The sequence below is a fragment of the Geobacillus genomosp. 3 genome (genome assembly GCF_000445995.2).
Lineage (GTDB): Bacteria > Bacillota > Bacilli > Bacillales > Anoxybacillaceae > Geobacillus.
The window spans coordinates 3,393,775-3,418,312 of record NC_022080.4 but is presented as its reverse complement, the minus strand read 5'-3'; the positions used below and the strand labels follow the sequence as shown (position 1 = coordinate 3,418,312).

The following is a 24,538-nucleotide window of genomic DNA, read 5'->3' as shown; positions in this document are numbered from 1 at the left end:
ATGACAATGCGATTTAGTGTACTGGCCAGCGGCAGCACCGGCAACGCCTTTTACGTCGAAACGAACCGCCAGCGCCTGCTCGTCGATGCCGGACTGAGCGGCAAACAACTCGAGCAGCTGTTTGCCGAAATCGACCGCCATCCGAAGCAATTGGATGCGTTGCTTGTGACTCATGAGCATAGCGACCATATTAAGGGGCTTGGCGTCCTCGCCCGCAAGTACCGTTTACCGGTTTATGCGAATGAAAAAACGTGGCAGGCCATGGGACAGGCCATCGGCGACATCCCGTCCGAGCAAAAGTTTGTCTTTCCGCTCGGTGCGGTGAGAACGTTCGGTGATGTCGACGTTGAGTCATTTGGCGTTTCCCATGATGCAGCTGAACCGATGTTTTACGTCTTCCACTATGGAGGAAAAAAGCTCGCCTTGCTCACCGATACCGGCTATGTGAGCGAGCGGATGAAAAAAACGATCGAAAATGCTGATGTCTTCGTATTTGAAAGCAACCATGATGTCGGGATGTTGCGAATGGGGAGGTATCCGTGGAACGTTAAGCGCCGCATTTTAAGCGACGTTGGCCATATTTCGAATGAAGAAGCGGGTCTGGCGCTTGCTGATGTAATTGGCGAACGGACGAAACAAATTTATTTGGCTCATTTAAGCCAAGATAACAATATGAAAGAGCTGGCGCGTATGACTGTGGCGCAAACGCTCGAACAGAGGGGGCTGGCGGTCGGTGCCGGCTTTCGTTTGTACGATACCGACCCGCGCAAGGCGACTGCGTTAGCGTATGTGTGACGGTCGTTTTGTCTAAACTGAGGGAAATGCGTTTGTTGGATTTTTTCACCTTTTCATGATTATAATGAGGGATGGAGACGAATGCGGAAAGGGTGGTGAGCATGGGATATTACGATGACCATTACGAATCGCGTGAGCAAATGAAGCGGAAACGGCGCAGCGGTTCGTTTGTTTCTGCCCTTGTCGGCGCCATACTGGGCGGACTGCTCGTCCTCATGTCGATCCCGGCGCTTTCCCGTTGGGACGTCCTCCCATACGATGTCGTGCCGCCACAAGGCAGGGAGGAAGAACGGGGCGGAGAAAACGGAGCTCCCCCCATCCGGCAAAGTGTTTCTGTTGATGTGACGACAGCGGTGACGACAGCGATCAATCAAGTGTCCGAGGCGGTCGTCGGCGTCGTCAATATCCAACAGGCGGGCTTTTGGTCGCAAGGAGGCGAAGAGGGCGTCGGATCGGGCGTCATTTACAAGAAAGCCGGGGGACGGGCGTTTATTGTGACAAACCACCATGTTGTTGAAAACGCGAGTCAGCTGGAAGTAAGCTTAAAAGACGGGACGAGGGTGCCGGCGAAGCTGCTCGGGAGCGATGTGCTCATGGACTTGGCCGTATTGGAAATTGACGCGAAGCATGTGAAAAAGGTGGCTGAGTTCGGTGACTCCGATGCCGTGAAGCCGGGCGAGCCGGTCATCGCCATCGGCAACCCGCTCGGCCTGCAGTTTGCCGGGTCGGTGACACAAGGCATCATTTCCGGGACGAACCGGACGGTGGAAGTTGACTTGGACCAAGATGGCGCCCCGGATTGGAATGCGGAAGTATTGCAGACCGATGCGGCTATTAACCCGGGCAACAGCGGCGGCGCTCTCGTCAACATCAAAGGACAAGTCATTGGGATTAATTCGATGAAAATCGCTCAGGAAGCAGTGGAAGGCATTGGATTTGCCATCCCAATCAACGCAGCCATCCCGATCATTTCCGATTTGGAGAAATACGGACAAGTGCGCCGCCCATACATGGGCGTGGAACTCCGCTCGCTGAGCGACATTCCATCGTATCATTTGCAGGCGACACTTCATTTGCCGCTGAACGTGACGGAAGGGGTGGCGGTCATCCAAGTCGTGCCGATGTCGCCAGCTGCGCAGGCAGGCTTGCAGCAGTTTGACGTTATTGTGGCGCTTGATGGGGAAAAAATTCGCAACGTGCTTGACTTGCGCAAGTATTTGTATACGGAAAAATCGATCGGCGATCGAATGGAAGTCACGTTTTATCGTGATGGGGAAAAGCGGACGGTCACGATGAAATTGGCGCGCGAGTCGTATTAAACCAAAACAGTGGAGGGAGCGGAAACGCTCCTTCTTTTTTCCACAAGGAAAGGGGCGGAAACAATGATATTCACATGTGAAGAACATATTGATGTCGCCATTGACGAATATGTGGAGGAGACAGAACAGGCGCCCGATATCTCACCTGTGGATAACAACGAAAGACCGTGTTGGTTTTGCGGAAAAAAAGCTGTATATGTAGTAGGGAACTAATGTTTTCGCACAATATGTGGATATGTATTGTGTATATGTGGATAACTATTGTTGATAAGTTGTTTGCAAGGTGGGGATGACATGTGCATATTTGCATTGCCGCTGTGGGCAAATTGAAGGAAAAATATTTAATTCAAGGGGTCAATGAGTACACAAAGCGCCTGTCTGCGTATGCGAAAATAGAGATAATCGAAGTCGCTGATGAAAAAACTTCCGAGCGGGCTAGCGAACTTGAGGAAGAGCAAGTTAAGCAGCGTGAGGGCGAGCGGCTGCTGGCGAAAATCCCGCATGACGCCTATGTCATCGCGCTCGCCATTGAGGGGAAGATGAGATCGTCCGAGCAATTTGCGGCCCGGCTTGACGAACTTGCCACTTACGGCAAAAGCAAAATCGTTTTTGTCATTGGCGGCTCGCTCGGGTTAAGCAAACAAGTGATGGCACGTGCTAACGAGGCGCTGTCGTTTTCGAAAATGACGTTTCCTCATCAGCTCATGCGCCTCATTTTGCTTGAGCAAATTTACCGCGCGTTTCGGATTAATCGGGGGGAACCGTACCATAAATAAAATTGAAAAGCCTAAGTATTGGAATTCAACGGTCTACATGTTTTGATAAGGCACAGTATGGGGCGTCATGGATGGTCCGGTGATGTATGCTGTTTGTCCGATAGAGCGGGGCGGAAGAAAGGGCGCCTTCTTTTTCATCTGTTGCCGTTTTAACGCCTATTCCCAATCCACCTTTTTTCGATACTTAAAATATTGCTTGGCGAGTGGATGGCCGGTGTCCCACGGTTTCTTCCGGCCGGTGAAATGGATGATAACCGGCTTTGTGTGCAGGCGTGGAAGCTTGATATGGCCTGTTGTATAATTCCACTTTGGATGCAAAGGCAGCCATTTGTCATACAAAACGGCATTTAACGCATCTTGGTCGGGGTGAACAAGTTTTTCCGGATGCGTTTGAATGAACTCGAACACTTTAGAGGAGATGTGGTGTTCCCGCCATTTCTCTACATTGATTAATAAAACGCCGGAGTTAAAGTAATGGTACCCGTCCGGAATAAGCAAGTCATTTTTTCTTCCTTGAGCGTCGACGCTCTCGACAGCAGCGACGAAGCAATCGTCAATGTTTGTCTCCCATAGTTCGGAGATATCTTTTTTGACAATGAGGTCGCAGTCAAGATAAAGCACTTTTTTGACTTCCGGACCGAGCAGGTCTGGAATGGCAATCCGGTAATACATTTCTTTTGTAATATAATTTGTTTCTTTTAACTGAGTAAAAATCGGGTCGGTAATCGGCAAAAAAATGGATTGCTGTTTGTAGCTGTTGACGATTTTTTCGATATTCTGTTTGTTTTTATCAGATAACGTTTCGTATAGTATATAAACGATAACTGGATATTCAGACGTTTTGTTGACGAACAATGATGTCAGCATGACCCCAAGGGGCAAAGCGTAGGCGTCGTTTGTCGCTGTGACAAGATGGATCAACTTCCCACCACCTTATGGGACTGATTCTCTTCTCCTCCTATATACATATGAAAAAAGAATCATTTATGTTCGAACGATGCGGCTAGCGCCCGCAGGAAAAGAAGATACCGGAGCCTGGCGGACGGCAATGTTCCACACAAACGGAGAGGTGGATCGTTCGTTCGACAGTCCCGATTGAAGAAAAGACCGCTCACCTTTGTCGGAAGATGGCGGTCTTTTTCATTTGGTGAAGTTGTTTGACCGATAGAAACGCACCGTTTCTGCTAACCCGGTTTCTAGATCGTATTTCGGCAGCCAGCCAAGCTGACGGTTGGCCTGTTCCGCGTTCAATCGGCTATGACGGATGTCTCCTGGCCGTTCGGGATGGTAAAGACAGCGGGTCGGCGATGGAAAGAAGGAAGCAATGAGCGCCGCCAGCTCGTTGATCGTCGTTCCTTGATTCGTGCCAATGTTGAACGTATCGTTATCCCCTTTCGTTAAAGAAAGTACGTTCGCCCAAGCGACGTCTTTGACAAATACAAAATCGCGCGTCTGATTGCCGTCGCCGAATATAACCGGCGGTTCCTTGGCAAGCTGTTTACGGATGAGCGCCGCCACAACGCCGCCTTCATTTTTGGCAGATTGCCGCGGCCCGTATACGTTGGCGTATCGCAATATCGTATACGTAAGGCCGTAATAGCGGTGAAAAAGGCGGATATACAGCTCGCCCATCTGCTTCGAGGCAGCGTAAAAGGAGGTGGGCCTGACGGGGGACGATTCGGTGATGCTCGTGTCGCCGGCATCGCCGTAAACGGCACAGGAGGACGCGAAAATGATTTTTTTCACGTTATACTTTACACAGCAATGAAGGACGGTTAAGGTGCCGAAAATATTGATTAAAGCATCAGCGGACGGATCGGCAATGGAGGCGGGGACGGACGTTTGCGCTGCTTGGTGGATGACATAATCAGGTTTTTCATGGGCGAACACAGCGTCGACATCGGTTTGGGATAAGAGATCGACATGATGCCATTTTGCCTCCGGGTGAAGAAACGCCGCCGATCCTGTAGAAAGGTTGTCGATGACCGCCGAATCATAACCTGATTCTACTAGCAAATCGACAATATGGGAGCCGATAAACCCACAGCCGCCTGTCACCAAAACCTTCAATAGTTCCCCCCCTTTTTATCCCGGCCATCCAGAACGGTTTTGCCACCGGCAAGTAATAAAGAATTTTGTTTCGGCAGGGCGGTCAAAGATGGTCCCGTTTTCTAGTTAATGTATGAAAACTTCATCGTTTTTGCACGGGACAAACGGCGCATGAGGGAAAACGAAAAGGAGTTGCTTCATTACGCAACTCCCCCACACTGGGCCGATACTTTATTTTTGCCGCTTTCTTTCGAATGGAGCAATAAGTGATCGGCGTAGACGTACGCCTTTTCGATTGATATCGCTTCTCCTGTTTGAAAAAAGTAAAGGCCAAATGACGACGTGTAAGCAACCGGACGCTTGGCCGCTCCGTCATCGACCAGCACGGTGCTATGGCGTACGGTTTCCCGTATCCCCTCGACAAGCTGGACGCTTTCCTCAAATGTGCGGTGGCGCAAAAACATGGTAAACTCTTCTCCGCCGCTACGGAACAAAAAATCATCTTCGTTAAGGAACTGTTTTAATGTCAAGGCAAAGTGGCGAATGACTTCATCGCCGACGGCGTGGTTGTACGTATCGTTAATCGCTTTAAAATTGTCGATATCGGCGACGACAACACCAATCCATTCTCCTGTTTTGTTTAACTTGGCAATCGTCTGATCCATGTAGGCGCGGTTATGAACGCCGGTCAGAAAGTCGGTATACGCCATCCGTTCAAAATGGTCGCGCTCTAGTTTATGCTGGATGCTTTGCGATTTGGAAAAGAACGAGCGGCTGACGAAGTAATTGAGCAAAAACAAGCTCAAAAGCATATCCCACCGCTGCTCCTGCAAAAAGAGAAATAACAGGCCGTTCGTCAGCGCGGTTTTTCCCATATCCGTCCAGCTTCTTGTCTTAATAAAATCCAGTGCCTCACGCTGTGTCCGAATGTCGCCGGTTATATAAAAAATCATAATCAGACAGCAGTCAGTTAAAAAGGAAACGATGATGACGAGCAGAAAAATAAGCAACCAAAAGCCGATGAACGGAATAGGACGAAACAGTGGATGAAGGAAATCGTATAAGGCAAACGCCAGTGAATTGAATGTCACAAAAGAACCGATGTTGTACAACGTGTGCAGCCATTCGTCGGATTCCGCTGTTTTCAAGTATTTTTTTGTCATATGTTCAGTCAAGCGAAATAATGTTTCAAAAATAAGCAGCCCGAGTGGGCCGGCAAACAGGGCAAACGACAAGCTGTAATTGATGCCATAGTCAACCGGAATATTGTTTTTCGTTTTGTCAACGACGCGCAAGTGGGAATACAGGCTAGAAAACAGCCAGTAAAACAGCAAAGCGGTCATATATGGGCGATCGAAGAAAGTTGGTTTTGACACAAAGGCAACGGTGATCGACAAGAAAAAAACGGCAAAAATAATCGGTCGTGCTCGGAGTAACATCTCGGCTCTCTCTCCTATGATCTGACCTCTGACAACTTCATCGTTGGCGAAGTGATGCCAAAAAGAGGATGGCCCTCCTATTTCCGTAGTTTCGAAACACGGTATGGGTCATTGGAAAACAACGGTGGATAACGAATCTAGAAGCCACTGTTTTGGCATCGTCCACATATTCTCAATTAGAACAAATAAACATCTAGCTAAATCTATTATAGTACTATGTACATAATTCCGAAAATAGAAAAAATAGTGTTCACGTCCACTTTTTTTCCACAAAATTTGACAATTATTGAAGGATATTTGCCTCCGATTGTGTCCCATCCCTCGGAAAACAAGGTAGCTGGACATCGATTGTTTCGTATATAATATGGACAGCGAAAAGGACAGGGATCGGGTGCGATTGTTTTCTTCAGTACAGCCGGCACAACGTTATAGTTGCCGGCGACTGTCCTTGGCCATTGGCCGTATGGGAGCGTCGTCCAAATGACAGCGGAAACGGCCGAACGGGAAAAGAACGGCTCAACGTTATGCCATGTGAGCGGCCGGTCGGTTCGGTATGGAGAATGGTTTGGGTGTGTTTCGCTTTGTTTCATAACGTGAGGAGGGAAAAAGATGAAAATTGTTATCGCCCCGGATTCGTTTAAAGAAAGTCTCTCAGCGCTCGAAGTCGCTGAGGCGGTCGAGCGCGGGTTTCAGGCGGTGTTTCCGCAAGCCGAATATGTGAAAGTGCCGATGGCTGACGGCGGAGAAGGGACGGTGCAATCGCTTGTGGATGCGACCGGCGGCCGCGTGGTGGAAACCGAAGTGACCGGGCCGCTCGGTGAGCCGGTGCGGGCGTTTTTCGGCTTGCTTGGCGACGGGAAGACAGCGGTGATTGAGATGGCAGCCGCCTCGGGATTGCATCTTGTCCCGCGCGACCGGCGCAACCCGTTAGTGACGACGACGCGGGGGACAGGGGAACTGATCCGAGCCGCCCTTGATGCCGGTGCCACCCACCTGATCATCGGCCTCGGCGGCAGCGCGACAAACGACGGCGGGGCCGGCATGGTGCAGGCGCTTGGCGGACGGCTTTTAGACCGCGACGGCCGCGACATCGGTCCGGGAGGCGGGGCGCTCGCTCATTTGCAGTCGATCGACTTGTCCGGGCTCGATCCGCGTCTGGAGGGCGTCCGCATTGATGTCGCGTGTGACGTCGACAATCCGCTCACTGGACCGAAAGGCGCGTCCGCCATTTTTGGCCCGCAAAAGGGGGCGACACCCGATATGGTCGCGGTTCTCGATCAGAACTTGGCGCACTATGCTGATGTCATCAGCCGCGAACTCGGCAAACAAATCGGCGCCATCCCAGGCGCCGGTGCGGCCGGCGGTTTAGGCGCGGGGCTGCTTGCGTTTCTGCCGGCTGAATTAAAGCGTGGCGTCGAGATTGTGATCGAAACGGTCCAACTCGCTGAACGCATTAAAGGGGCGGATCTGGTCATCACCGGTGAAGGGCGGATCGACGGGCAGACGATATTCGGAAAAACACCGATCGGCGTCGCCAAAACAGCGAAGCGGTTCGGCGTCCCGGTCATCGGCATCGCCGGATCATTAGGCGACGACAGCGCGGTCGTCTTAGACCATGGCATTGACGCCCTTTTTACGATCGTTCCCGGCGTCATTCCGCTCGAGAAAGCGTTTGAGCAGGCGGAACAGTATGTGACACAAACAGCGCGGCATATCGCCTCTGTGTACCGTCTTGGCCAAATAGGAAAAGACTCTTCCCGTTAATATTTTAGACAAAAAGAAGAGCCGGTCCGTTCGTACCGGCTCGTTTATTTACCCGTCCGCGGCCAGGAGGCAATGGCTTCGAGTACACCGCGAATCGCAAACAGGCCGAATTGGTGCGGTAAGATGAAATGATCGCCTTTGCGAAGCGGGTATATCCGTCCTTCGTGGACGAGCTCACCTTCGCCTTCGAGGATGCTGATGATGAGAAACGGTTTCGTCTGCTCTGATTCGAGCACATCGCGGATCTCCCATTTTTGGACGCCAAAGTAGTCGCCTTCTACGAATGTCGTCACGGTCGCACCCGGGACTTCGGCGACATGAGGACGGACGTCGGTGTCGCGATGCGGGACAGTGGTGACGTCAATCGCTTTCTCTAAGTGAAGCTCCCGCTTCCGCCCTTGGCTGTCAACGCGGTCGTAATCATAGACGCGGTATGTCGTGTCCGAGCTTTGCTGCGTTTCAAGGACAAGCGTCCCTTCACAAAGGGCGTGAATCGTGCCGCTTGGGACATAGAAGAAGTCGCCGGGGCGGATCGGCACTTTCCGCAGCAAGCGCTCCCATTCCCCCGCCTCCATCATGGCGCGCAGCTGCCCCTTCGTTTCGGCATGGTGGCCGTAAATAAGTTCAGCGCCCGGCTTGCAGTCGATAATGTACCAACATTCCGTTTTGCCGAGCTCCCCGCCTTCGTGCGTTTTTGCGTATTCATCATCCGGGTGGACTTGAACGGACAAGTCGGCGTTGGCGTCTAAAATTTTCGTCAGCAATGGAAAGCGATCCGATGGAAAATGGCCGAACAAGTCGCGGCGCTCTTCCCAAAGCTGTCCGAGCGTCATCCCTTGAAACGGTCCGCGGGCGACGATCGTCTGCCCGTGCGGGTGGGCCGATACAGCCCAACATTCCCCCGTTTGTGCCGATGGAATATCGTAGCCGAACCGCTCAGCAAGCTTTGTGCCGCCCCAAATGCGCTCCTGGAAGACGGGAGTGAGAAAAATCGGTTCTTGATACATATCGTTTCCCCCTCCAAACACGGTAGAAATTACGGTGACCCCGCTTTCATCTTACCATGAAATATACTGTCGGCAAACGAAAATGATGAGAGGATGCAAACGTATGATCCCACTCCCTGTTAGGAGCTAAAGTGAACATGTCGCCTCCACACGCCGCCGCAAAGACGGCAGCGCGTCAAGGCGATTCATCGAGTTCAAGGCGTTTCAACGGCTGTTTCGCTGGTCCTTCGACGACATCACCGTCGATCGAAAAACGCGAGCCATGACATGGGCAGTCCCACGTCTTGTCGCCGCTGTTCCATTCGAGTTCGCAGCCCATGTGGGTGCACGTCGTATCGACGACATGAAGTGTTCCGGCCTCGTCTTTGTAGGCGCCAGCCCGTTTCCCGTTGACGGAGACGACCGCCCCTTCCCCGCGCGCCAAGTCTTGCGGCCGGCGGCCGGCCGCCTCGATTTTCCCTGCGACCAAGTGTTTGGCGACATCGAGGTTCGTCGTGAAAAATTGCCGCACACTCGGGTCGGCGTAAAAGCGCGACGGGGAGTACAAGTCGCGATACCGGTTGTCGCGGCCAAGAATGAGGTCAGACAGCAACATCCCCGCGGCGGTTCCGTTTGTCATGCCCCATTTCCGGTATCCTGTCGCGACATAAATATGCGGCGTATCGGCCGTCATCGGACCGATATACGGCATTTTATCAAGTGTCGTCAAGTCTTGGGCCGACCAACGGTAACGAATGTCTTTCACCGTAAACAGCTGTGAGGCAAACGAAGATAGCGCCTCATAATGACGCATCGTCGGCACCCCTTGGCCGGTCTTATGGTTTTCTCCGCCGATGAGAATAAGCGTCTCCCCATTCGCCGCTGCAGAACGGACCGAGCGCTTCGGGTCGTCGGCGCTTAAATACATACCGCCCGGGTACGGCTCGGCGGTCGTCACTCCCAATACGTATGACCGTTCAGCATACATACGGGAAAAGTAAAATCCGCCGTCGTAAAATGGAAAATGGGAACAGACGGCGACATGGCTGCATTCAACCCGCTTTTTGTCGCGCGTCACGACGGACAGCCGCTCCCCTTGCTCGATGTCGGCGACTGGCGTGTATTCGTAAATGGCGCTCCCCGCTTGTACCAGGGCATCGACGAGTTTGACTAAATATTTCAGCGGATGAAACTGGGCTTGCCGCTTCATGACAACTGCCGCTTTAACCGGCAGCGGGAGCGGGATCGACTCAACGAAAGCCCCATCAATGCCGAGCCGTTCGTACGCTTCCCATTCTTTCACTAATTTCTGAAACGATGAGGAAGACGTCGTATAAATATAGGCGTCTTGTTCGCAAAAATCACAGTCAATCCGGTGCTGTTCAACCGTGCGGCGAATGAAGCCGAGCGCATCCATACAGGCGTCATAATACAATCGTGCCTTCTCCGTGCCAAAGTGGTTCAGAAATTCATCATACACCAAATCATGCTGGGCGGTCAGTTTCGCCGTCGTATGACCGGTCGTTCCATTCAGCAGCCGGTCCGCCTCGAGGAGGGCGACGCGCACGCCTTGTGTCGCCAACAAATAAGCCGTCGTAATACCGGAAATGCCGCCGCCAACGACCGCGACATCGACAGCAATGTCTTCTTCGAGTTTCGGAAAGGACGGAAGCGGAACAGAATCGCGCCAGTACGGTTCAAAAGTAGAAGGAAGGAATGACATAAGTATGCCTCCTCGCATGCCAAAATTGTCTTCTGTAGTTTGCTCTTTGCCATGGTCAGCTATTCCACATATCCACAACCATTTTCTTTTTTTGGCAGCCATCCGCAAGGAGAATAAAAGATGGTACAATAGAAAAAAAGAGGTCAAAACTGTTTTGTAAAAATAATGTTAAAGGAAGATCAGGAATGAATAAATATACAAATTCGTTCCATGAACGCGCCAACGCGATAGCGGACAGTTGGATTTTGGAGCATTACAGCTTAAGTGAACTCAACTTTGAGACGGTCAGCCATTATCGGGAACGGTTCGCCCGCGTAAAACCGAACCATCCATGGAACGGGCTTGAGACAAAAGAATTTTTATACAAAATCGGCGCATGGGGAAAGCTGCGGGACAGCAGCAAAGAAGGGCTGACGCTCGCCGGCCTGTTGATGTTCAGTGAGGAGCGGATCATTACCGAGGTGCTGCCGCAATACTTTTTAGAGTACCGGGAGCATGCTGGTGCAAAGGAAACGGGTTGGACGAAGCGGTTCACCTCGCAGGACGGGACGTGGTCCGGCAATGTGTACGACTTTTATTTTCGCGTATCAGCGGAGCTAGAACGGCATGTTTGGCTTGAGGAAGGGCGCGCTCTGCTCAGTGAGGCGCTTGCCAACGCCATTGTTCATGCCGATTACGGGGAAGAAGGCGGCATTACCGTTGAGAAAGAAGATGGGGCGTTTCGATTTGCCAATCCGGGGCGGTTCCGCTTGCCGGTCGAAGCTGCTATAGCCGGACAAATGAGCAATTTACGCAACCCAAATATCTTTAAAATGTTTTTGTTGATCGATGTTTGCAAGCGGGCCGGATCCGGTCTGAAACGAATGCATGATAAGCAAGAACGGGCGCTTGTCCAACCGGTTGACATCTCGCAACAAACGAATCCGGACCGTACGGTCGTTACGTTATGCCCGTTGTTATTTCCAGCTGAGATGAGCGCCGCAATGGAAACAGAAATAGCCGAATCATTGCAACAGCCTGAACAACAATGGACGGAACAGGATGGACAGGGGATCGAGGAGAGCTTCGGAAATAACGAACTTAACTCCATAAATATAAACAAAAGCTCCGTTATTAACGAACCTAACTCCGTAAACAACAGCCCGAACTCCGTAAAAAAGGATGCGAACTTCGTAACTAAATCCCTTAACTCCATAAATAACGAACCTAACTCCGTAAATAATCTGTCAAGCTCCGATAGTAACGAAATAAACGTCTGTGACATAGATGGCGAAGAGGAAGAGGAGAAGATCGATGAACGGTTATGGAAGATGGCGGAATTGGCACGTCGAAAAAAGCGGTTGGCCCCGACGGTGATGGAAGAGATGATTGTCCGCTTATGCCGCGAACGGCCGCTGCGGCTGAAGGAATTGGCGGCGCTGCTTGAACGGACGCCGGACGGGTTGCGCAACAACTATTTAGGGAAACTATTAGAGAAAGGGAAGATTCGTCTAAAGTATCCCGACCAGCCGAACCATCCGCGCCAGGCGTACATCGGCGTCAAGGAAAGATGAGGAGGAAGCGCATAAGCCGGGATTCATTTGGGCGGCTGCAAACAAAAGAAAAGGAAACGGGTGTCCGGCGTGGGACACCCGTTTTGAATAGTTTGAACAGTTCAGGAAATGATCGAGATTGCCCATCGGCATCCTATTTTGTACAATAGGAAGCACAGGCGAAGAGGAACGGAGCGAAGGTGATTGACATGGAAGAACGGGACATGAAGGCGTTTCTTGCCCAGCTGCAGCAAGAAGGACTGTTAACCGAACAAACGCGTCCGGTTTGGGAAATGATTTTGCCGAAACGATTAAAACGGATGTATGACGTTCTCAACGAGCGCACCCGCTATATTACGGTTTTGATTGAAGCGGTCGACGACCCGCACAATCAGGCAGCGGTGCTGCGGACGGCCGAGGCGTTTGGCGTTCAAGATGTCCATATCGTCACCGGGAGAGCGCCGTTTTCACCGAACCGGCTCGTGACACGCTACGCCGACCAATGGCTGACACTTCATCGGAAGCCGAATATCGAAACGGCCATCGGCGACTTGAAGCGGCAAGGATACCAAGTGTATGCCAGCTATCTTGGCGAGGGGACGATTCCTCTTTCCGACATCGACGTATCCAAACCGACGGTGCTTTTATTTGGCAACGAACATAGCGGCGTATCCGACGAGGCGCTGAAACTCGCAGACGGAACGTTCGTCATTCCGATGCACGGCTTTGTCCAAAGTTTCAACATTTCCGTCGCCGCGGCGTTGGCGCTCTATGATGTCACTGAGCGGGCGCGCCGCCAAGTAGGAAAACAGTATTATTTGTCACCGGAAGAGAAGAAGGAACTATACAAACAATGGATGTGGCAGACGTTGCAGCCACGCATCCGGAAACAATTGGAGCAGCAAGGATATATCGGACAAAAAGGTGGGAAATAGCCGGGTTTTGCTATGAAAGGAGCCCGGCTATTTTTTGTGGAATATTTTGTTGTGAATCCCCTTCTTGGTCAATATTTCCCTAATCGAGGAAAACAAGTGGCGATTTCTTGAACAATGATTGAACAGTTTGTGACAAATGTTTTGCTGATTTATGAACTTTTGTGTACGTTTGGTTTCAAACATTTTCAATTTTGATATGGTAGAAACAAAGAAAATACAAGTGGAAATCGCCTCATATAGCCGGGGCGGGCGAAGGAGGATATACAGCGATGAAACGGGCGATATGGCGCATCATATTGGCTTTGCCGTTCCTGCTTTTGCTTAGCGGCTGCGTCGAGCGCACGGCGGTGCTCAACCCGCAAGGGCCGGTGGCGCGGACGCAATACGACTTAATTATGTGGTCGGTTGGTTTTATGCTGTTTATTATTGTTGTCGTCTTTGCCTTGTTTGCTTTTGTGCTCATCCGCTATCGCGAAAAGCCGGAAAACGCCGATTACGAGCCGCCGGAAGAGGAAGGAAATACGCTGCTTGAAATCGTTTGGACGGCGATTCCCATTTTGATTGTCATCGCGCTTGCCGTTCCAACCGTGAAAGCGACATTTGCCTTGGAGAAGCCGCCGACTGATAAAGTCGAACCAATTACGATTCATGTGACGGCGGCGAACTGGAAATGGATTTTCAGCTATCCGGAAGAAAACATTGAAACAGTCAACTACGTCCATATCCCGGCTGGCGTGCCGGTCAAATTCAAGCTCACATCTGTCGGGCCAATGAACTCGTTTTGGGTGCCGGAGCTAGGAGGGCAAAAGTATGCCATGGACGGCATGGAGACGGAGCTGATTTTACAAGCCGACAAACCGGGTTCATACATGGGGCGGAGCGCCAACTTTTCCGGGGAAAAGTTTGCCCATATGGAATTTGAAGTTATCGCCCAAACAAGCAGAGACTTCAAGCAATGGGTGGATGAAGTGAAAGCGACAGCGCCGAAGCTCAACGAGGACAAATATGCACAAATTTTAGAACCGGGACTTGTTGGCCGGATGACATTTTCAAATACCCATTTAGAATGGATTGACCATGCGGAACAAAACAGCCATCATGCCAATGGCGAATCGGCAGGCGACGATGACGGTCAAGACCATAACATGGCGACAGACAGCCATCATCACACGGAGTAAGAAAGGAGGAACGGGCGATGAAATGGAGTGAGTTTTTCGTTACAGGCGAACCGCTTATTTATGCGGCTGACGTGGCAATCGTTTTGACGATAATCGGCATTGTGTTCATCTTGACGTATTTTAAAAAGTGGAAATGGCTTTGGAATGAATGGCTCACGACCGTCGACCATAAAAAAATCGGTGTTATGTACATTATTTGCGCGGTACTCATGTTGTTCCGCGGCGGCGTCGATGCGCTCTTGATGCGGGCGCAGCTGACGGCGCCAAATATGGAGTTTTTGGACGCGCAACATTATAATGAAATTTTCACGACGCACGGAACGATTATGATTTTGTTTATGGCGATGCCGTTTATTATCGGTTTGATGAACATCGTCGTCCCGCTGCAAATCGGGGCGCGCGACGTCGCGTTTCCGTATTTAAACGCGTTAAGCTTTTGGCTCTTTTTCTTCGGGGCGATGCTGTTTAACATTTCGTTTGTCATTGGCGGATCGCCGGACGCTGGCTGGACGGCATACTTCCCGCTTGCCGGTAACGAGTTCAGCCATGGCGTCGGCAACAACTACTATGCGGTTGCCCTGCAAATTTCCGGGATCGGGACGTTAATGACCGGGATCAACTTTTTGGTGACGATTTTAAAAATGCGCGCGCCGGGCATGACGTTGATGCGCATGCCAATGTTTACGTGGACGATTCTCATTACGTCCGTCCTCATTGTGTTCGCCTTCCCGGTATTGACGGTCGCGTTGGCGTTAATGACGTTCGATCGCTTATTTGATACGCAGTTTTTCACCATGGCGAACGGCGGCATGTCGATGCTTTGGGCGAACTTGTTCTGGATTTGGGGCCATCCGGAAGTGTATATCGTCATTTTGCCGGCGTTTGGCATTTTCTCGGAAGTCGTCAGCACGTTTGCGCGCAAGCGGCTGTTCGGTTATAAAGCGATGGTCGGCTCGATCGTCGGCATTGCGTTCTTAAGTTTTATCGTTTGGGTGCACCACTTCTTTACGATGGGCGCCGGGCCAGCAGTCAACTCCGTATTCTCGATCACCACGATGGCGATCGCCATTCCGACCGGGGTGAAAATTTTTAACTGGCTGTTTACGCTCCGGAAAGGGAAAATCCGCTTTACGACGGCGATGCTTTGGTCGTTGGCGTTCATTCCGAACTTTGTCATCGGCGGCGTAACGGGGGTCATGCTGGCGATGGCAGCGGCCGACTACCAATATCATAACAGCTATTTCCTAGTAGCCCACTTCCATTACGTGCTCATTGCGGGTACGGTGTTCGCCTGCTTTGCCGGTTTGCATTATTGGTATCCGAAAATGTTCGGCCATATGTTAAACGAGCGGCTCGGCAAATGGACGTTTTGGCTGTTTATGATCGGCTTTAACGTCTGTTTCTTCCCGATGTATTTCCTCGGGCTGATGGGAATGACGCGCCGCATGTACACGTATTCGGCAGACCTTGGTTGGACGCCGCTCAATGTTGTCGCGACCGTCGGAGCGGTGTTGATGGGCATCGGGTTTATCGTGCTTTGTTACAACATTTATTACAGCGCCCGCTACGGCGAGCGCGACATGACTGGCGACCCGTGGAACGGGCGGACACTTGAGTGGGCAACAGCGTCGCCGCCGGTGCATTACAATTTCCCAGTGACACCGGTTGTCGAAGATTTGGACGCGTATTGGGTGATGAAGAAAAAATATGGCGGTTTGCAAGTGAAAGAGGAAGAATTGAAACCGATCCATATGCCAAGCAACTCGGGACGTCCGTTTTGGATGTCGGTGGCGTTCTTTATTGCCGGATTCGGCCTTGTGTTCAAATGGTTTGCGTTGGCCATTGTCGGTGCACTGTTCATTGTGCTTGGGCTCATTCTTCGCTCGTTTGAAAATGACGACGGCTATTATATGAGCGTCGAGGAGATTAAACGGACCGAGCGGTCGGCACGAAAGGGGGCGTGACGAATGGGAGAAGCAGCACACCGCTATGATGAAACACTGCCGCTGGAGTATCGGACAGAGGAAAGCCGCTTGAATATATTAGGTTTTTGGATTTTTCTTGGAGCGGAAGTCGTATTGTTCGCTACCTTGTTTGCCACTTATCTTGTTTTGTTCCAACGGACCGGCTCCGGGCTGACAGCGCAGGAATTGTTTCAAGTCAAAGATGTATTGATCGAAACGCTGTTGTTGTTGACGAGTAGTTTCACGTGCGGGCTGGCCATTTTCGAAATGCGCCGCGGCCGTATGAGCGGGCTGATCGCCTGGCTGCTCGTGACGCTTCTGCTTGGAGCGGGGTTTATTACGGTTGAGATTCGTGAGTTTATCCATTACGTCCATGAAGGGGCGACGATGCAGACGAGCGCGTTTCTGTCCAGCTTTTTCGTTCTCGTCGGCACGCACGGTGCTCACGTCAGTTTAGGGATTGGCTGGATGATTTTGATCATCATTCAGCTCCTGCAGCGCGGCCTGACGGCTAAAACGGCGCGCAAAGTGTTTATCGTCAGCTTGTACTGGCACTTTTTAGACGTCGTTTGGATTTTCATCTTTACGCTCGTCTACTTGTTAGGGATGGTGATCTAACATGGGCGCAAACAGCCATCATGAATCATTTCCGTGGAAACATATCATCGGTTTTGTCCTTTCGCTCGTCTTGACATTTGCGGCTCTTTGGGTGGCGCTCTCGTCCGGGCTGCCGCTCAAGGCTGTCATTGTCATCATCGTCTTGTTCGCGATCATCCAAGCGAGCTTGCAGCTGTTTATGTTCATGCATGTGGCGGAAAGCGACAGCGGCAAAGTGCAAACGTTCAACATGGTGTACAGTTTCTTTATTGCCGTTGTCATTGTCGCGGGATCCATTTGGGTGATGCAATTTGTATTGTAAAGAGGGGCTGGACGGGGTTCGGCCGGCTTTTTTCCGTCTCTGAAGGCCAGCGGCATTTCCGCCATCAAAAAGGCGTCTTGCCTCGAATGGGCAAGACGCCTTCTACAATACTTTCGACAAAAACGCTTTTGTCCGCTCATGCTGCGGGCGGTCGAACAACTCTTCCGGCTTCCCTTCTTCAACGATGTAGCCGCCGTCCATAAACAGAACGCGATCGCCGACTTCGCGGGCGAAGCCCATCTCATGGGTGACGACGACCATCGTCATCCCTTCATTGGCGAGTTGCTTCATGACCGAGAGCACCTCGCCGACCATTTCCGGGTCAAGCGCTGACGTCGGTTCATCAAACAACATAATTTTCGGCTCCATGGCCAATGCCCGGGCGATGGCGACGCGCTGCGCCTGTCCGCCGGAGAGGGAGTCCGGGTAGACGTGCGCTTTATCTTGCAGCCCGACTTTGGCGAGCAGCTCGATCGCTTTTGCCTCCGCTTTTTCGCGCGGCCATTTGCGCACTTTCATTGGCGCAAGCGTAATGTTGTTTAAAACGGTCATATGCGGGAACAAGTTAAAGCGCTGGAACACCATTCCGACTTCTTCCCGCACTTTATTTAAATCCGTATCTTTCGCTTTTAAGTTGATGCCGTCAATGATGATCTCGCCTTCATCGAAATCTTCCAGCAAGTTTAAGCATCGCAAAAACGTTGATTTTCCCGACCCCGACGGGCCGATGACGACCACGACTTCTCCTTCGCGGATATGGGCATCGATTCCTTTTAATACTTGGAGCGAACCGAACGATTTTTTCAACTGGCGTACGTCGATCATTGGGTCGAATACTTCCTTTCAAGGTAATGTGACAATTTGCTTAAGGAAAGCGTTAAGATTAAATAAATGAATGCGACCGTTAAATACGGCTCCCAGACGCGGTAATATTCGCCTGCGGCCGCTTTGCCCCAATACATGATTTCCGGAGCGGCGATGACCATCCCGAGCGACGAATCTTTAATCAAGACGATAAACTCATTGGCAAACGGGGGAATCATGCGCTTTAACGCTTGCGGCAAAATAATATAACGCATCGCCTGAACGTGCGTCATGCCGAGCGAGCGGGCGGCTTCCATTTGCCCTTTGTCGATCGATTGAATGCCGGCGCGGAAAATTTCCGCGACATACGCAGCCGAGTTGAGCGACAGTGAGACGGCCAGGGAAGCGATGGCATTTGGTTGGCCGAAAAAGAGCGGCATGGCGCCGAAGTGGACGAGCAAAATTTGCACAACAAGCGGTGTGCCGCGAAAAAAGTTAATGTACCAGGAAAACGGCAAACGGACAATCGGGTTGGACGACATTTTGCCAAGGCCGATGAACAACCCGAGAATAAGACCAAACATGATGCCGGCCAACGATACGCCGATCGTGATGAGCAGCCCTTGGAAAAAATAAGGAGCGTATTCGACAATAATATCAAAACGAAAGTCCATCGATCTCACCTTTCTCTACGAAAAATGCGTAACTTGCTAGCAGTTACGCATTTTTCGTGTTCGTGCGCTTATTGTTGTTGTTTTAAGCCTTCTATATTCGGTTCTTTACCAAACCATTTTTTGTAAATCTCTGCATATTTGCCGCTGTCGATCACGTTTTGCAATGCTTCGTCCACTTTGGCTTTCAATTCGCTGTCTTTCGGGAAGATCATGCCGTAGTATTCCGAAGCGAAGTTTTGTGGATCTTCAATGACTTGCAGTTTTTTATCCGGGTTGTTTTTCACGTATTCGTTTGCGACCGCGTTATCGGTGACCACGGCATCAACGCCGCCGTTCAACAGTTCCATAATCGCGACGACAGATGTTTCGAATTTTTTAATATGATTGCCTTTGCCAAGAAGTTTTTCCGCTGCCTCCTGACCCGTTGTTGCGTTTTGGACGCCGATTGTTTTGCCTTTTAAGTCAAGGGCGTTTTTCACCGGGTTGCCTTCTTTGACTAAGATGACTTGTGTTGCTTCAAAGTATGGAGCCGAGAAATCGTACGTTTGTTTCCGTTCATCCGTAATCGTAATGCCGGAAATCCCCATGTCGATCTCTTTGCTTTGCAACGCAGCAAACAAAGGATCCCAGCCGACATTTTTCAATTCATAATCCAAGCCGGCTTCTTTCATGACGGCGTCGAGAAGGTCAACGTCGAAGCCGACAATTTTTCCTTTTTCCATATACTCAAATGGCGCAAACGCTGCGTCTGTCCCGACGGTGATTTTTTGGTTTCCTTCTTCTTTACTGCCTGACGGCGAGCTTGTCTCCGTCGACTTGCCGCAGGCGGCGAGCGCCATAAACAACGCGGCGACGACTGCCACGATCAACCCTTTCTTCATGTTTAACATCTTATAAAATCCCCCTTTGGAATAATTGTCGATGAACGATTATCATACTATCAATATTTTTGTGATTATGCAATAGGTTTTATAAAAATAATTGTTTGAACATTTTGGTATGGGCGTCGAAAAGGGAAAAAAGCATATTTTTCAATGTTTTTCGCGAAATATGAAAAAGGTTATGTGGAGAATATAATTTTAAATGAATTTTTATAAGATAACTTTCTATGATGGAATAGGGGCATCTGCCTTGAATTCTCAGAATATTATATCAAAAACAAGGTGGGAGCGGCAACGATTTTCGCTATTTCATTGCTATGACGGTATGGAAAAAAATAAATACTATTGTGTAAATACAATCTCTTTCAATATGATGGAAGTGGTGACAAGACAGCAAAGGGAAGGAGAGTGGCGATGGTCTTATTTTCCGTCATTGTGTATTTAGTTGGCATGCTTTGGATTGGCTATTGGGCCTATAAACGGACGGCCAACTTGTCCGATTATATGCTTGGCGGCCGGACGCTTGGGCCGGCCGTGACCGCGCTCAGCGCCGGGGCTTCCGATATGAGCGGCTGGCTGCTCATGGGCCTGCCGGGAGCGATGTTTGTCGACGGGGTGAGCGCCGCGTGGATCGCCATCGGGTTGACGCTCGGCGCTTATGCGAACTGGCTGTACGTCGCGCCGCGCTTGCGCGTCTATACGGAAGTGGCAAACGACTCGATTACGATTCCGGAATTTTTGGAAAACCGTTTCGGCGATGCATCGAAATTGTTGCGGATGGTGTCCGGGATTGTCATTATGATCTTTTTTACGTTTTATGTCTCGTCCGGCCTTGTTTCGGGAGGCGTGTTGTTTGAAAACTCGTTTGGTGTCAGTTACCATACGGGATTGTGGATCGTCGGCGGGGTCGTTGTCGCCTATACGCTGTTTGGCGGCTTTTTGGCAGTCAGCTGGACGGACTTTGTCCAAGGGACGATCATGTTTATCGCGTTGATTCTCGTTCCGGTTGTGACGCTGTTCCATACGGGTGGCCCCGTTGAAACGGTGGGGACGATTCGCGATATTGACCCGAACTTGTTGAATTTATGGAAAGGAACAAGTTTTCTTGGCATCATTTCATTATTCGCCTGGGGGCTTGGGTATTTCGGCCAGCCGCACATCATTGTCCGCTTTATGGCCATTAAGTCGGTGAAAGAAATGAAAAGCGCCCGCCGCATCGGCATGGGCTGGATGATTTTTTCCGTTGTCGGGGCGATGTTGACCGGTCTTTTTGGAATCGCTTACTTTTCGCAACACGGCACGAAGCTTGATGACCCGGAAACGGTGTTTATCCAGCTGGGTGAAATTTTGTTCCATCCGATTATTACCGGATTTCTGCTGGCGGCGATTTTGGCGGCGATTATGAGCACGATCTCGTCGCAGCTGCTCGTCACGTCGAGCTCGCTGACGGAAGATTTGTATAAAGTGTTGTTTCGCCGCTCTGCCTCGGACAAAGAGCTTGTCTTCGTCGGGCGCCTGTCGGTTCTCATCGTCGCCATTGTCGCGACCGCGCTGGCATATACGAAAAATGACACGATTTTAAACTTGGTCGGCTATGCATGGGCTGGATTTGGCGCGTCATTCGGGCCGGTGATTTTGCTGAGCCTGTTCTGGCGGCGGATGACGAAATGGGGAGCGCTCGCCGGCATGGTCGCCGGGGCGTTGACAGTGATCCTTTGGACGCAGTCGGAGTATTTGAAAGGGCTGCTATATGAAATGATCCCGGGCTTTGCCGCGAGCCTTGTCGCCATTGTCGTCGTCAGCCTGTTGACAAAAGCGCCGGAAGGGAAAGTGGCGGAACAGTTTGATCAGTTTAAAAGGTCGTTGTCATAAGCGAAATGAACAGGGTGTCCCTCGGCGGAGACACCCTGTCGTCATGATCGGCATTTTGTCTTGAGTATAAGCGTTGTTGCAGCCCGCCGCGCCGCTTTGCCGCCTCGGCCGGGCGCTGGCGGTGTTGCGGTGCCGTCATGATCAACTTTAAGCCGGGGCAAAGGGGTGTCGCGCCCTGCTCTGGTCCGGATGTCAACACATGTCGCGTTGTCGCGCCCCGCTCCGCTCTGGTCCGGATGCCAATGTGTGTCGCGGTGCCGCGCCGTTCCGGTTGGACCGCGGGCATGCCGTGTTGCGGCGGCGCCCCGCCCGGTGTTGGGGTGGCTCGCCGATGTTACGCCATGGTGTTCCAGTCCGGGTACAAATCGGTGCGGCGGTCGCGCCATGTCGTGACTGATCCTTTTTCCCGCACTTTGCGAAGGAGCGACAAGTCAAGGTCAGCGGTAACGACCATGTCGCCGTTGATCTCGCCCGATGCAAGCACGCCGCCTTGCGGGAACGGAATGTCGTTTGGCGTGATGACGGCCGCCTGGCCGAAGTTGGCGCGCATAAAGTCAACGGTCGGGAGCGAGCCGACTGTGCCGGTCGTGACGACATACACTTCGTTCTCGACCGCCCGCGCGTGGCAGCAATACCGTACGCGGTAAAACCCGTGCCGGTCGTCGGTGCACGATGGACAAAAGATGACGTCCGCCCCTTTGGCGCGCGCCAGACGGACGATTTCCGGAAACTCGATGTCATAGCACGTCAAGATGGCGATCGTCGCCTTGTCCGTTTCGAAGACATGAAGCCCGTCGCCCGGGGCGATGTTCCACTCGTTGACCTCGGTCGGGGTGATATGCAGCTTCGCCTGGCGATGGACCGTCCCGTCCGGCGTAAACAAATGGGCGACATTGTACAGCTTGCCGTTTTGGCGGATGACATGCGTGCCGCCGATCAAGTACATGCCCGTGTCTTTGGCGAGCGACGTAAACAGCTCGGTATATTTTTCGGTATAATCGGGCAAGTCGTTGATTGTCGCCCGCCGTCCGCCGTCAAGCGGAATCGAAAGCAGCTGGGTCGTCAAAAACTCCGGAAACAACACAAATTCGGCGTCAAACTCTTGCGCTGTTTTGACGTAATGTGTCACTTGCGCGGCAAATTCGTCAAACGAACCGATCGTATGCAAATGATATTGGACAGCGGATACGCGCAATGGCGGCACTCTCCTTTCTCAATTTTATCGCGACGCATAATGCTTATTTTATCATGGCGAAGCCCGTCTGGCGCATTCATTTTTTCAAGGCATGAATGCGGCAGTCCCGCGCTTTTCAAGGGAAGACAGTCTCCTTACAGTTCCGGCGGCGAATCGCCTTGTGAAAAAAGACAAGGCTTGAAGCCTTGCCTACTTTCCTTCATAGCGGCGGTATGCGCCGTGATGTGTCGGGCCGACGTATTCGTTTAACGGGAACGAATGGCGGATCGCCGCCGTGATGAACGCTTTGGCTGTCGCAATGGCGTCTTTCACCGGCCGGCCTTTTGCCAGTTCGGCGGCAATGGCGGCCGAGAACGTGCAGCCGGCGCCATGCGTATACGTCGTGTCAATCCGTTCCGACTCAAGCAGTTCGAACGTTTTGCCGTCGTAAAGGACGTCAACCGCATAGTCGTGCGGAATTTTCCGCCCGCCTTTGACGATCACATATTGAGCTCCGAGCTCATGAATGCGTCCGGCCGCTTCTTTCATGTCCTCGACGGTTTCGATGCGCGGCAGGCCGGAGAGTTGTGCCGCCTCAAACAAGTTCGGCGTCACGACCGTTGCTTTTGGCACGAGCGTTTCCCGGTAGCACACCGTATTTTCCGGGTGGAGCGGCTCATCCGCCCCTTTGCATACCATAACCGGGTCGATGACAGCGTTTTTCAATCCATGTTTTTCAATGGTGCGCGCCGCCAATTCAATGATATCCGTTGTCGGAAGCATGCCTGTTTTGAAGGCGTCAATCCCGACGCCGACGATGATCGTCTCAAGCTGGGCTTCGATCGTCGCCAAGTCCACCGGAAACACTTGATGCGCCCAACGGTTGTGCGGATCCATGGCGACGATCGTCGTGATCGCCGTCATGCCGTATACGCCAAGCTCTTGGAACGTTTTCAAGTCCGCCTGCAGCCCGGCGCCGCCGCTGCTGTCCGAGCCGGCGATCGTTAACGCTTTTGGCATGGTCATCGTCATCACTCCTTTGTTCCACAAGATTATATCATGAAGCGGCCTTCAAGGACGAAATAGTTGTTCTACATCAACAGAAAAACCGTCAAGCGTGCGCGAACATGCCATGCCGGTTTCTTTCCAGACGCCGGCTTGCTCATACTGTCCATCGTCATTGAGCGAGTAGACTTGCACAACAGAGTGCATAGGGTTCACGATCCAATATTCATGGACTCCGTATTGCATATACAAGTTCAATTTGAACACGAGATCATGCGCCTGGTTGGAAGGACTTAAAATTTCAATGATTAACGTTGGAACGCCGACAAATTTTGTATCCGTTAATCCGCTTTGATCACAAATCACGGTTAAATCCGGAACGACGATTGTCTTGCCTTCGATCCGCTCACTCTTTAGCTCGATATCAAAAGGGGCATGAAACACTTCGCACGGCTTTTTTTCTACAAAGTGGAACAGTTTGACGTACAATCGCCCCGATATGCGTTGGTGCTGGGTCGAAGGGGAGGGAGGCATCAACACGGCGCCAGCAATGTATTCTAAAATGCGGTCGGTTGTTTCCCGCATGCGGTAAAATTCTTCAAGCGACACCGCCTGTTTTTCCGGAACGTTCACGAAACCACCTTCTTTCCAGCTTTCTATTTTCATTATACACTGCCCGCTTCGCTGAACGAAAATGATTTTGCATAGCGAAACGGATGCAAAAAAAGCCGCCCGCTATAAGCGGGCGA

The 24,538-nt window shown here is 51.4% G+C and carries 23 protein-coding genes; 12 read left to right on the top strand and 11 right to left on the bottom strand.

Annotated features, from left to right (window positions below; translation table 11 throughout):
* The 4 genes from M493_RS17020 to rlmH all read left to right on the top strand — a co-directional run bounded on the left by M493_RS17020 (position 1) and on the right by rlmH (position 2,890).
* Positions 1–795 carry an MBL fold metallo-hydrolase gene (locus M493_RS17020; RefSeq protein ID WP_023817796.1) on the top strand — a complete coding sequence of 265 codons (795 nt, stop codon included), beginning with the start codon at positions 1–3 and terminating at the stop codon, positions 793–795.
* A gap of 101 nt (positions 796–896) precedes the next feature.
* Complete coding sequence (locus M493_RS17015) at positions 897–2,114, top strand: S1C family serine protease (protein ID WP_020961630.1); 1,218 nt, start codon at positions 897–899, stop codon at positions 2,112–2,114.
* Between the two features lie 63 nt (positions 2,115–2,177).
* A complete protein-coding gene (locus tag M493_RS17950) occupies positions 2,178–2,327 on the top strand; it encodes a CxxH/CxxC protein (protein ID WP_020961629.1) in 150 nt (49 codons plus the stop codon).
* A gap of 83 nt (positions 2,328–2,410) precedes the next feature.
* Complete coding sequence (gene rlmH / locus M493_RS17010) at positions 2,411–2,890, top strand: 23S rRNA (pseudouridine(1915)-N(3))-methyltransferase RlmH (protein ID WP_020961628.1); 480 nt, start codon at positions 2,411–2,413, stop codon at positions 2,888–2,890.
* Positions 2,891–3,046: 156 nt separating this feature from the next.
* Here the strand turns inward: rlmH and M493_RS17005 are convergent, their stop codons facing one another.
* The 3 genes from M493_RS17005 to M493_RS16995 all read right to left on the bottom strand — a co-directional run bounded on the left by M493_RS17005 (position 3,047) and on the right by M493_RS16995 (position 6,378).
* On the bottom strand, positions 3,047–3,811 hold the full coding sequence (locus tag M493_RS17005) for a glycosyltransferase family 8 protein (protein ID WP_020961627.1): 765 nt from the start codon (positions 3,809–3,811) through the stop codon (positions 3,047–3,049).
* 219 nt (positions 3,812–4,030) lie between these two features.
* Entirely contained in the window at positions 4,031–4,960 is a 930-nt protein-coding gene (locus tag M493_RS17000) for an NAD-dependent epimerase/dehydratase family protein (RefSeq protein ID WP_020961626.1), read from the bottom strand.
* Between the two features lie 179 nt (positions 4,961–5,139).
* Positions 5,140–6,378 carry a GGDEF domain-containing protein gene (locus M493_RS16995; RefSeq protein ID WP_020961625.1) on the bottom strand — a complete coding sequence of 413 codons (1,239 nt, stop codon included), beginning with the start codon at positions 6,376–6,378 and terminating at the stop codon, positions 5,140–5,142.
* A 609-nt stretch (positions 6,379–6,987) separates the two neighbouring features.
* Here M493_RS16995 and M493_RS16990 point away from each other — a divergent pair.
* Positions 6,988–8,142, top strand: a complete 1,155-nt coding sequence (locus M493_RS16990; RefSeq protein WP_020961624.1) for a glycerate kinase — start codon at positions 6,988–6,990, stop codon at positions 8,140–8,142.
* Positions 8,143–8,186: 44 nt separating this feature from the next.
* Here the strand turns inward: M493_RS16990 and manA are convergent, their stop codons facing one another.
* The gene (gene manA, locus M493_RS16985) at positions 8,187–9,149 is read right to left on the bottom strand and encodes a mannose-6-phosphate isomerase, class I (RefSeq protein ID WP_020961623.1); all 963 of its coding nucleotides are present in this window, start codon (positions 9,147–9,149) and stop codon (positions 8,187–8,189) included.
* 175 nt (positions 9,150–9,324) lie between these two features.
* Positions 9,325–10,851 carry an FAD-dependent oxidoreductase gene (locus M493_RS16980; protein WP_020961622.1) on the bottom strand — a complete coding sequence of 509 codons (1,527 nt, stop codon included), beginning with the start codon at positions 10,849–10,851 and terminating at the stop codon, positions 9,325–9,327.
* A gap of 185 nt (positions 10,852–11,036) precedes the next feature.
* Between M493_RS16980 and M493_RS16975 the strand changes: the two genes are divergently transcribed.
* From M493_RS16975 to qoxD, 6 genes are all read left to right on the top strand, one after another.
* Positions 11,037–12,404, top strand: coding sequence for an ATP-binding protein (locus M493_RS16975; RefSeq protein ID WP_020961621.1), 1,368 nt, complete (start codon positions 11,037–11,039; stop codon positions 12,402–12,404).
* 188 nt (positions 12,405–12,592) lie between these two features.
* Positions 12,593–13,318, top strand: a complete 726-nt coding sequence (locus M493_RS16970) for a TrmH family RNA methyltransferase (RefSeq protein ID WP_020961620.1) — start codon at positions 12,593–12,595, stop codon at positions 13,316–13,318.
* A gap of 269 nt (positions 13,319–13,587) precedes the next feature.
* A complete protein-coding gene (gene qoxA / locus M493_RS16965; RefSeq protein ID WP_020961619.1) occupies positions 13,588–14,496 on the top strand; it encodes a cytochrome aa3 quinol oxidase subunit II in 909 nt (302 codons plus the stop codon).
* A 17-nt stretch (positions 14,497–14,513) separates the two neighbouring features.
* Complete coding sequence (gene qoxB, locus M493_RS16960; protein WP_020961618.1) at positions 14,514–16,460, top strand: cytochrome aa3 quinol oxidase subunit I; 1,947 nt, start codon at positions 14,514–14,516, stop codon at positions 16,458–16,460.
* Between the two features lie 3 nt (positions 16,461–16,463).
* Entirely contained in the window at positions 16,464–17,078 is a 615-nt protein-coding gene (gene qoxC, locus M493_RS16955; RefSeq protein ID WP_020961617.1) for a cytochrome aa3 quinol oxidase subunit III, read from the top strand.
* 1 nt (position 17,079) lies between these two features.
* Complete coding sequence (gene qoxD, locus M493_RS16950) at positions 17,080–17,379, top strand: cytochrome aa3 quinol oxidase subunit IV (protein ID WP_020961616.1); 300 nt, start codon at positions 17,080–17,082, stop codon at positions 17,377–17,379.
* A gap of 102 nt (positions 17,380–17,481) precedes the next feature.
* Here qoxD and M493_RS16945 read toward each other — a convergent pair whose 3' ends face one another.
* The 3 genes from M493_RS16945 to M493_RS16935 form a co-directional block, all read right to left on the bottom strand.
* Positions 17,482–18,204, bottom strand: coding sequence for an amino acid ABC transporter ATP-binding protein (locus M493_RS16945; protein WP_020961615.1), 723 nt, complete (start codon positions 18,202–18,204; stop codon positions 17,482–17,484).
* Positions 18,201–18,857 carry an amino acid ABC transporter permease gene (locus tag M493_RS16940; RefSeq protein WP_020961614.1) on the bottom strand — a complete coding sequence of 219 codons (657 nt, stop codon included), beginning with the start codon at positions 18,855–18,857 and terminating at the stop codon, positions 18,201–18,203. The genes M493_RS16945 and M493_RS16940 overlap by 4 nt, the downstream gene beginning before the upstream one ends.
* 68 nt (positions 18,858–18,925) lie before the next feature.
* Positions 18,926–19,747 (bottom strand): basic amino acid ABC transporter substrate-binding protein, encoded by an 822-nt coding sequence (locus M493_RS16935; protein WP_020961613.1) that lies wholly within the window; start codon positions 19,745–19,747, stop codon positions 18,926–18,928.
* A gap of 405 nt (positions 19,748–20,152) precedes the next feature.
* Here M493_RS16935 and putP point away from each other — a divergent pair, with 405 nt between their 5' ends.
* On the top strand, positions 20,153–21,610 hold the full coding sequence (gene putP / locus M493_RS16930; RefSeq protein ID WP_020961612.1) for a sodium/proline symporter PutP: 1,458 nt from the start codon (positions 20,153–20,155) through the stop codon (positions 21,608–21,610).
* 334 nt (positions 21,611–21,944) lie between these two features.
* Here the strand turns inward: putP and M493_RS16920 are convergent, their stop codons facing one another.
* From M493_RS16920 to M493_RS16910, 3 genes are all read right to left on the bottom strand, one after another.
* The gene (locus tag M493_RS16920; RefSeq protein ID WP_020961611.1) at positions 21,945–22,805 is read right to left on the bottom strand and encodes a carbon-nitrogen hydrolase family protein; all 861 of its coding nucleotides are present in this window, start codon (positions 22,803–22,805) and stop codon (positions 21,945–21,947) included.
* Positions 22,806–22,994: 189 nt separating this feature from the next.
* Positions 22,995–23,810, bottom strand: coding sequence for a pyridoxine/pyridoxal/pyridoxamine kinase (gene pdxK, locus M493_RS16915; protein WP_020961610.1), 816 nt, complete (start codon positions 23,808–23,810; stop codon positions 22,995–22,997).
* A 45-nt stretch (positions 23,811–23,855) separates the two neighbouring features.
* Entirely contained in the window at positions 23,856–24,455 is a 600-nt protein-coding gene (locus tag M493_RS16910) for a Uma2 family endonuclease (RefSeq protein ID WP_020961609.1), read from the bottom strand.
* Positions 24,456–24,538: the final 83 nt, after the last annotated feature.

What these genes read in the sequence shown, in the direction of transcription:
- M493_RS17020 (WP_023817796.1), top strand. Translation starts at nt 1, where the DNA reads ATGACAATGCGATTTAGTGTACTGGCCAGCGGCAGCACCGGCAACGCC.
- M493_RS17015 (WP_020961630.1), top strand. Translation starts at nt 897, where the DNA reads ATGGGATATTACGATGACCATTACGAATCGCGTGAGCAAATGAAGCGG.
- M493_RS17950 (WP_020961629.1), top strand. Translation starts at nt 2,178, where the DNA reads ATGATATTCACATGTGAAGAACATATTGATGTCGCCATTGACGAATAT.
- M493_RS16995 (WP_020961625.1), bottom strand. Translation starts at nt 6,378, where the DNA reads ATGTTACTCCGAGCACGACCGATTATTTTTGCCGTTTTTTTCTTGTCG.
- M493_RS16990 (WP_020961624.1), top strand. Translation starts at nt 6,988, where the DNA reads ATGAAAATTGTTATCGCCCCGGATTCGTTTAAAGAAAGTCTCTCAGCG.
- manA (WP_020961623.1), bottom strand. Translation starts at nt 9,149, where the DNA reads ATGTATCAAGAACCGATTTTTCTCACTCCCGTCTTCCAGGAGCGCATT.
- M493_RS16980 (WP_020961622.1), bottom strand. Translation starts at nt 10,851, where the DNA reads ATGTCATTCCTTCCTTCTACTTTTGAACCGTACTGGCGCGATTCTGTT.
- M493_RS16975 (WP_020961621.1), top strand. Translation starts at nt 11,037, where the DNA reads ATGAATAAATATACAAATTCGTTCCATGAACGCGCCAACGCGATAGCG.
- M493_RS16970 (WP_020961620.1), top strand. Translation starts at nt 12,593, where the DNA reads ATGGAAGAACGGGACATGAAGGCGTTTCTTGCCCAGCTGCAGCAAGAA.
- qoxA (WP_020961619.1), top strand. Translation starts at nt 13,588, where the DNA reads ATGAAACGGGCGATATGGCGCATCATATTGGCTTTGCCGTTCCTGCTT.
- qoxB (WP_020961618.1), top strand. Translation starts at nt 14,514, where the DNA reads ATGAAATGGAGTGAGTTTTTCGTTACAGGCGAACCGCTTATTTATGCG.
- qoxC (WP_020961617.1), top strand. Translation starts at nt 16,464, where the DNA reads ATGGGAGAAGCAGCACACCGCTATGATGAAACACTGCCGCTGGAGTAT.
- qoxD (WP_020961616.1), top strand. Translation starts at nt 17,080, where the DNA reads ATGGGCGCAAACAGCCATCATGAATCATTTCCGTGGAAACATATCATC.
- M493_RS16945 (WP_020961615.1), bottom strand. Translation starts at nt 18,204, where the DNA reads ATGATCGACGTACGCCAGTTGAAAAAATCGTTCGGTTCGCTCCAAGTA.
- M493_RS16940 (WP_020961614.1), bottom strand. Translation starts at nt 18,857, where the DNA reads ATGGACTTTCGTTTTGATATTATTGTCGAATACGCTCCTTATTTTTTC.
- M493_RS16935 (WP_020961613.1), bottom strand. Translation starts at nt 19,747, where the DNA reads ATGTTAAACATGAAGAAAGGGTTGATCGTGGCAGTCGTCGCCGCGTTG.
- putP (WP_020961612.1), top strand. Translation starts at nt 20,153, where the DNA reads ATGGTCTTATTTTCCGTCATTGTGTATTTAGTTGGCATGCTTTGGATT.
- pdxK (WP_020961610.1), bottom strand. Translation starts at nt 23,810, where the DNA reads ATGACCATGCCAAAAGCGTTAACGATCGCCGGCTCGGACAGCAGCGGC.
- M493_RS16910 (WP_020961609.1), bottom strand. Translation starts at nt 24,455, where the DNA reads ATGAAAATAGAAAGCTGGAAAGAAGGTGGTTTCGTGAACGTTCCGGAA.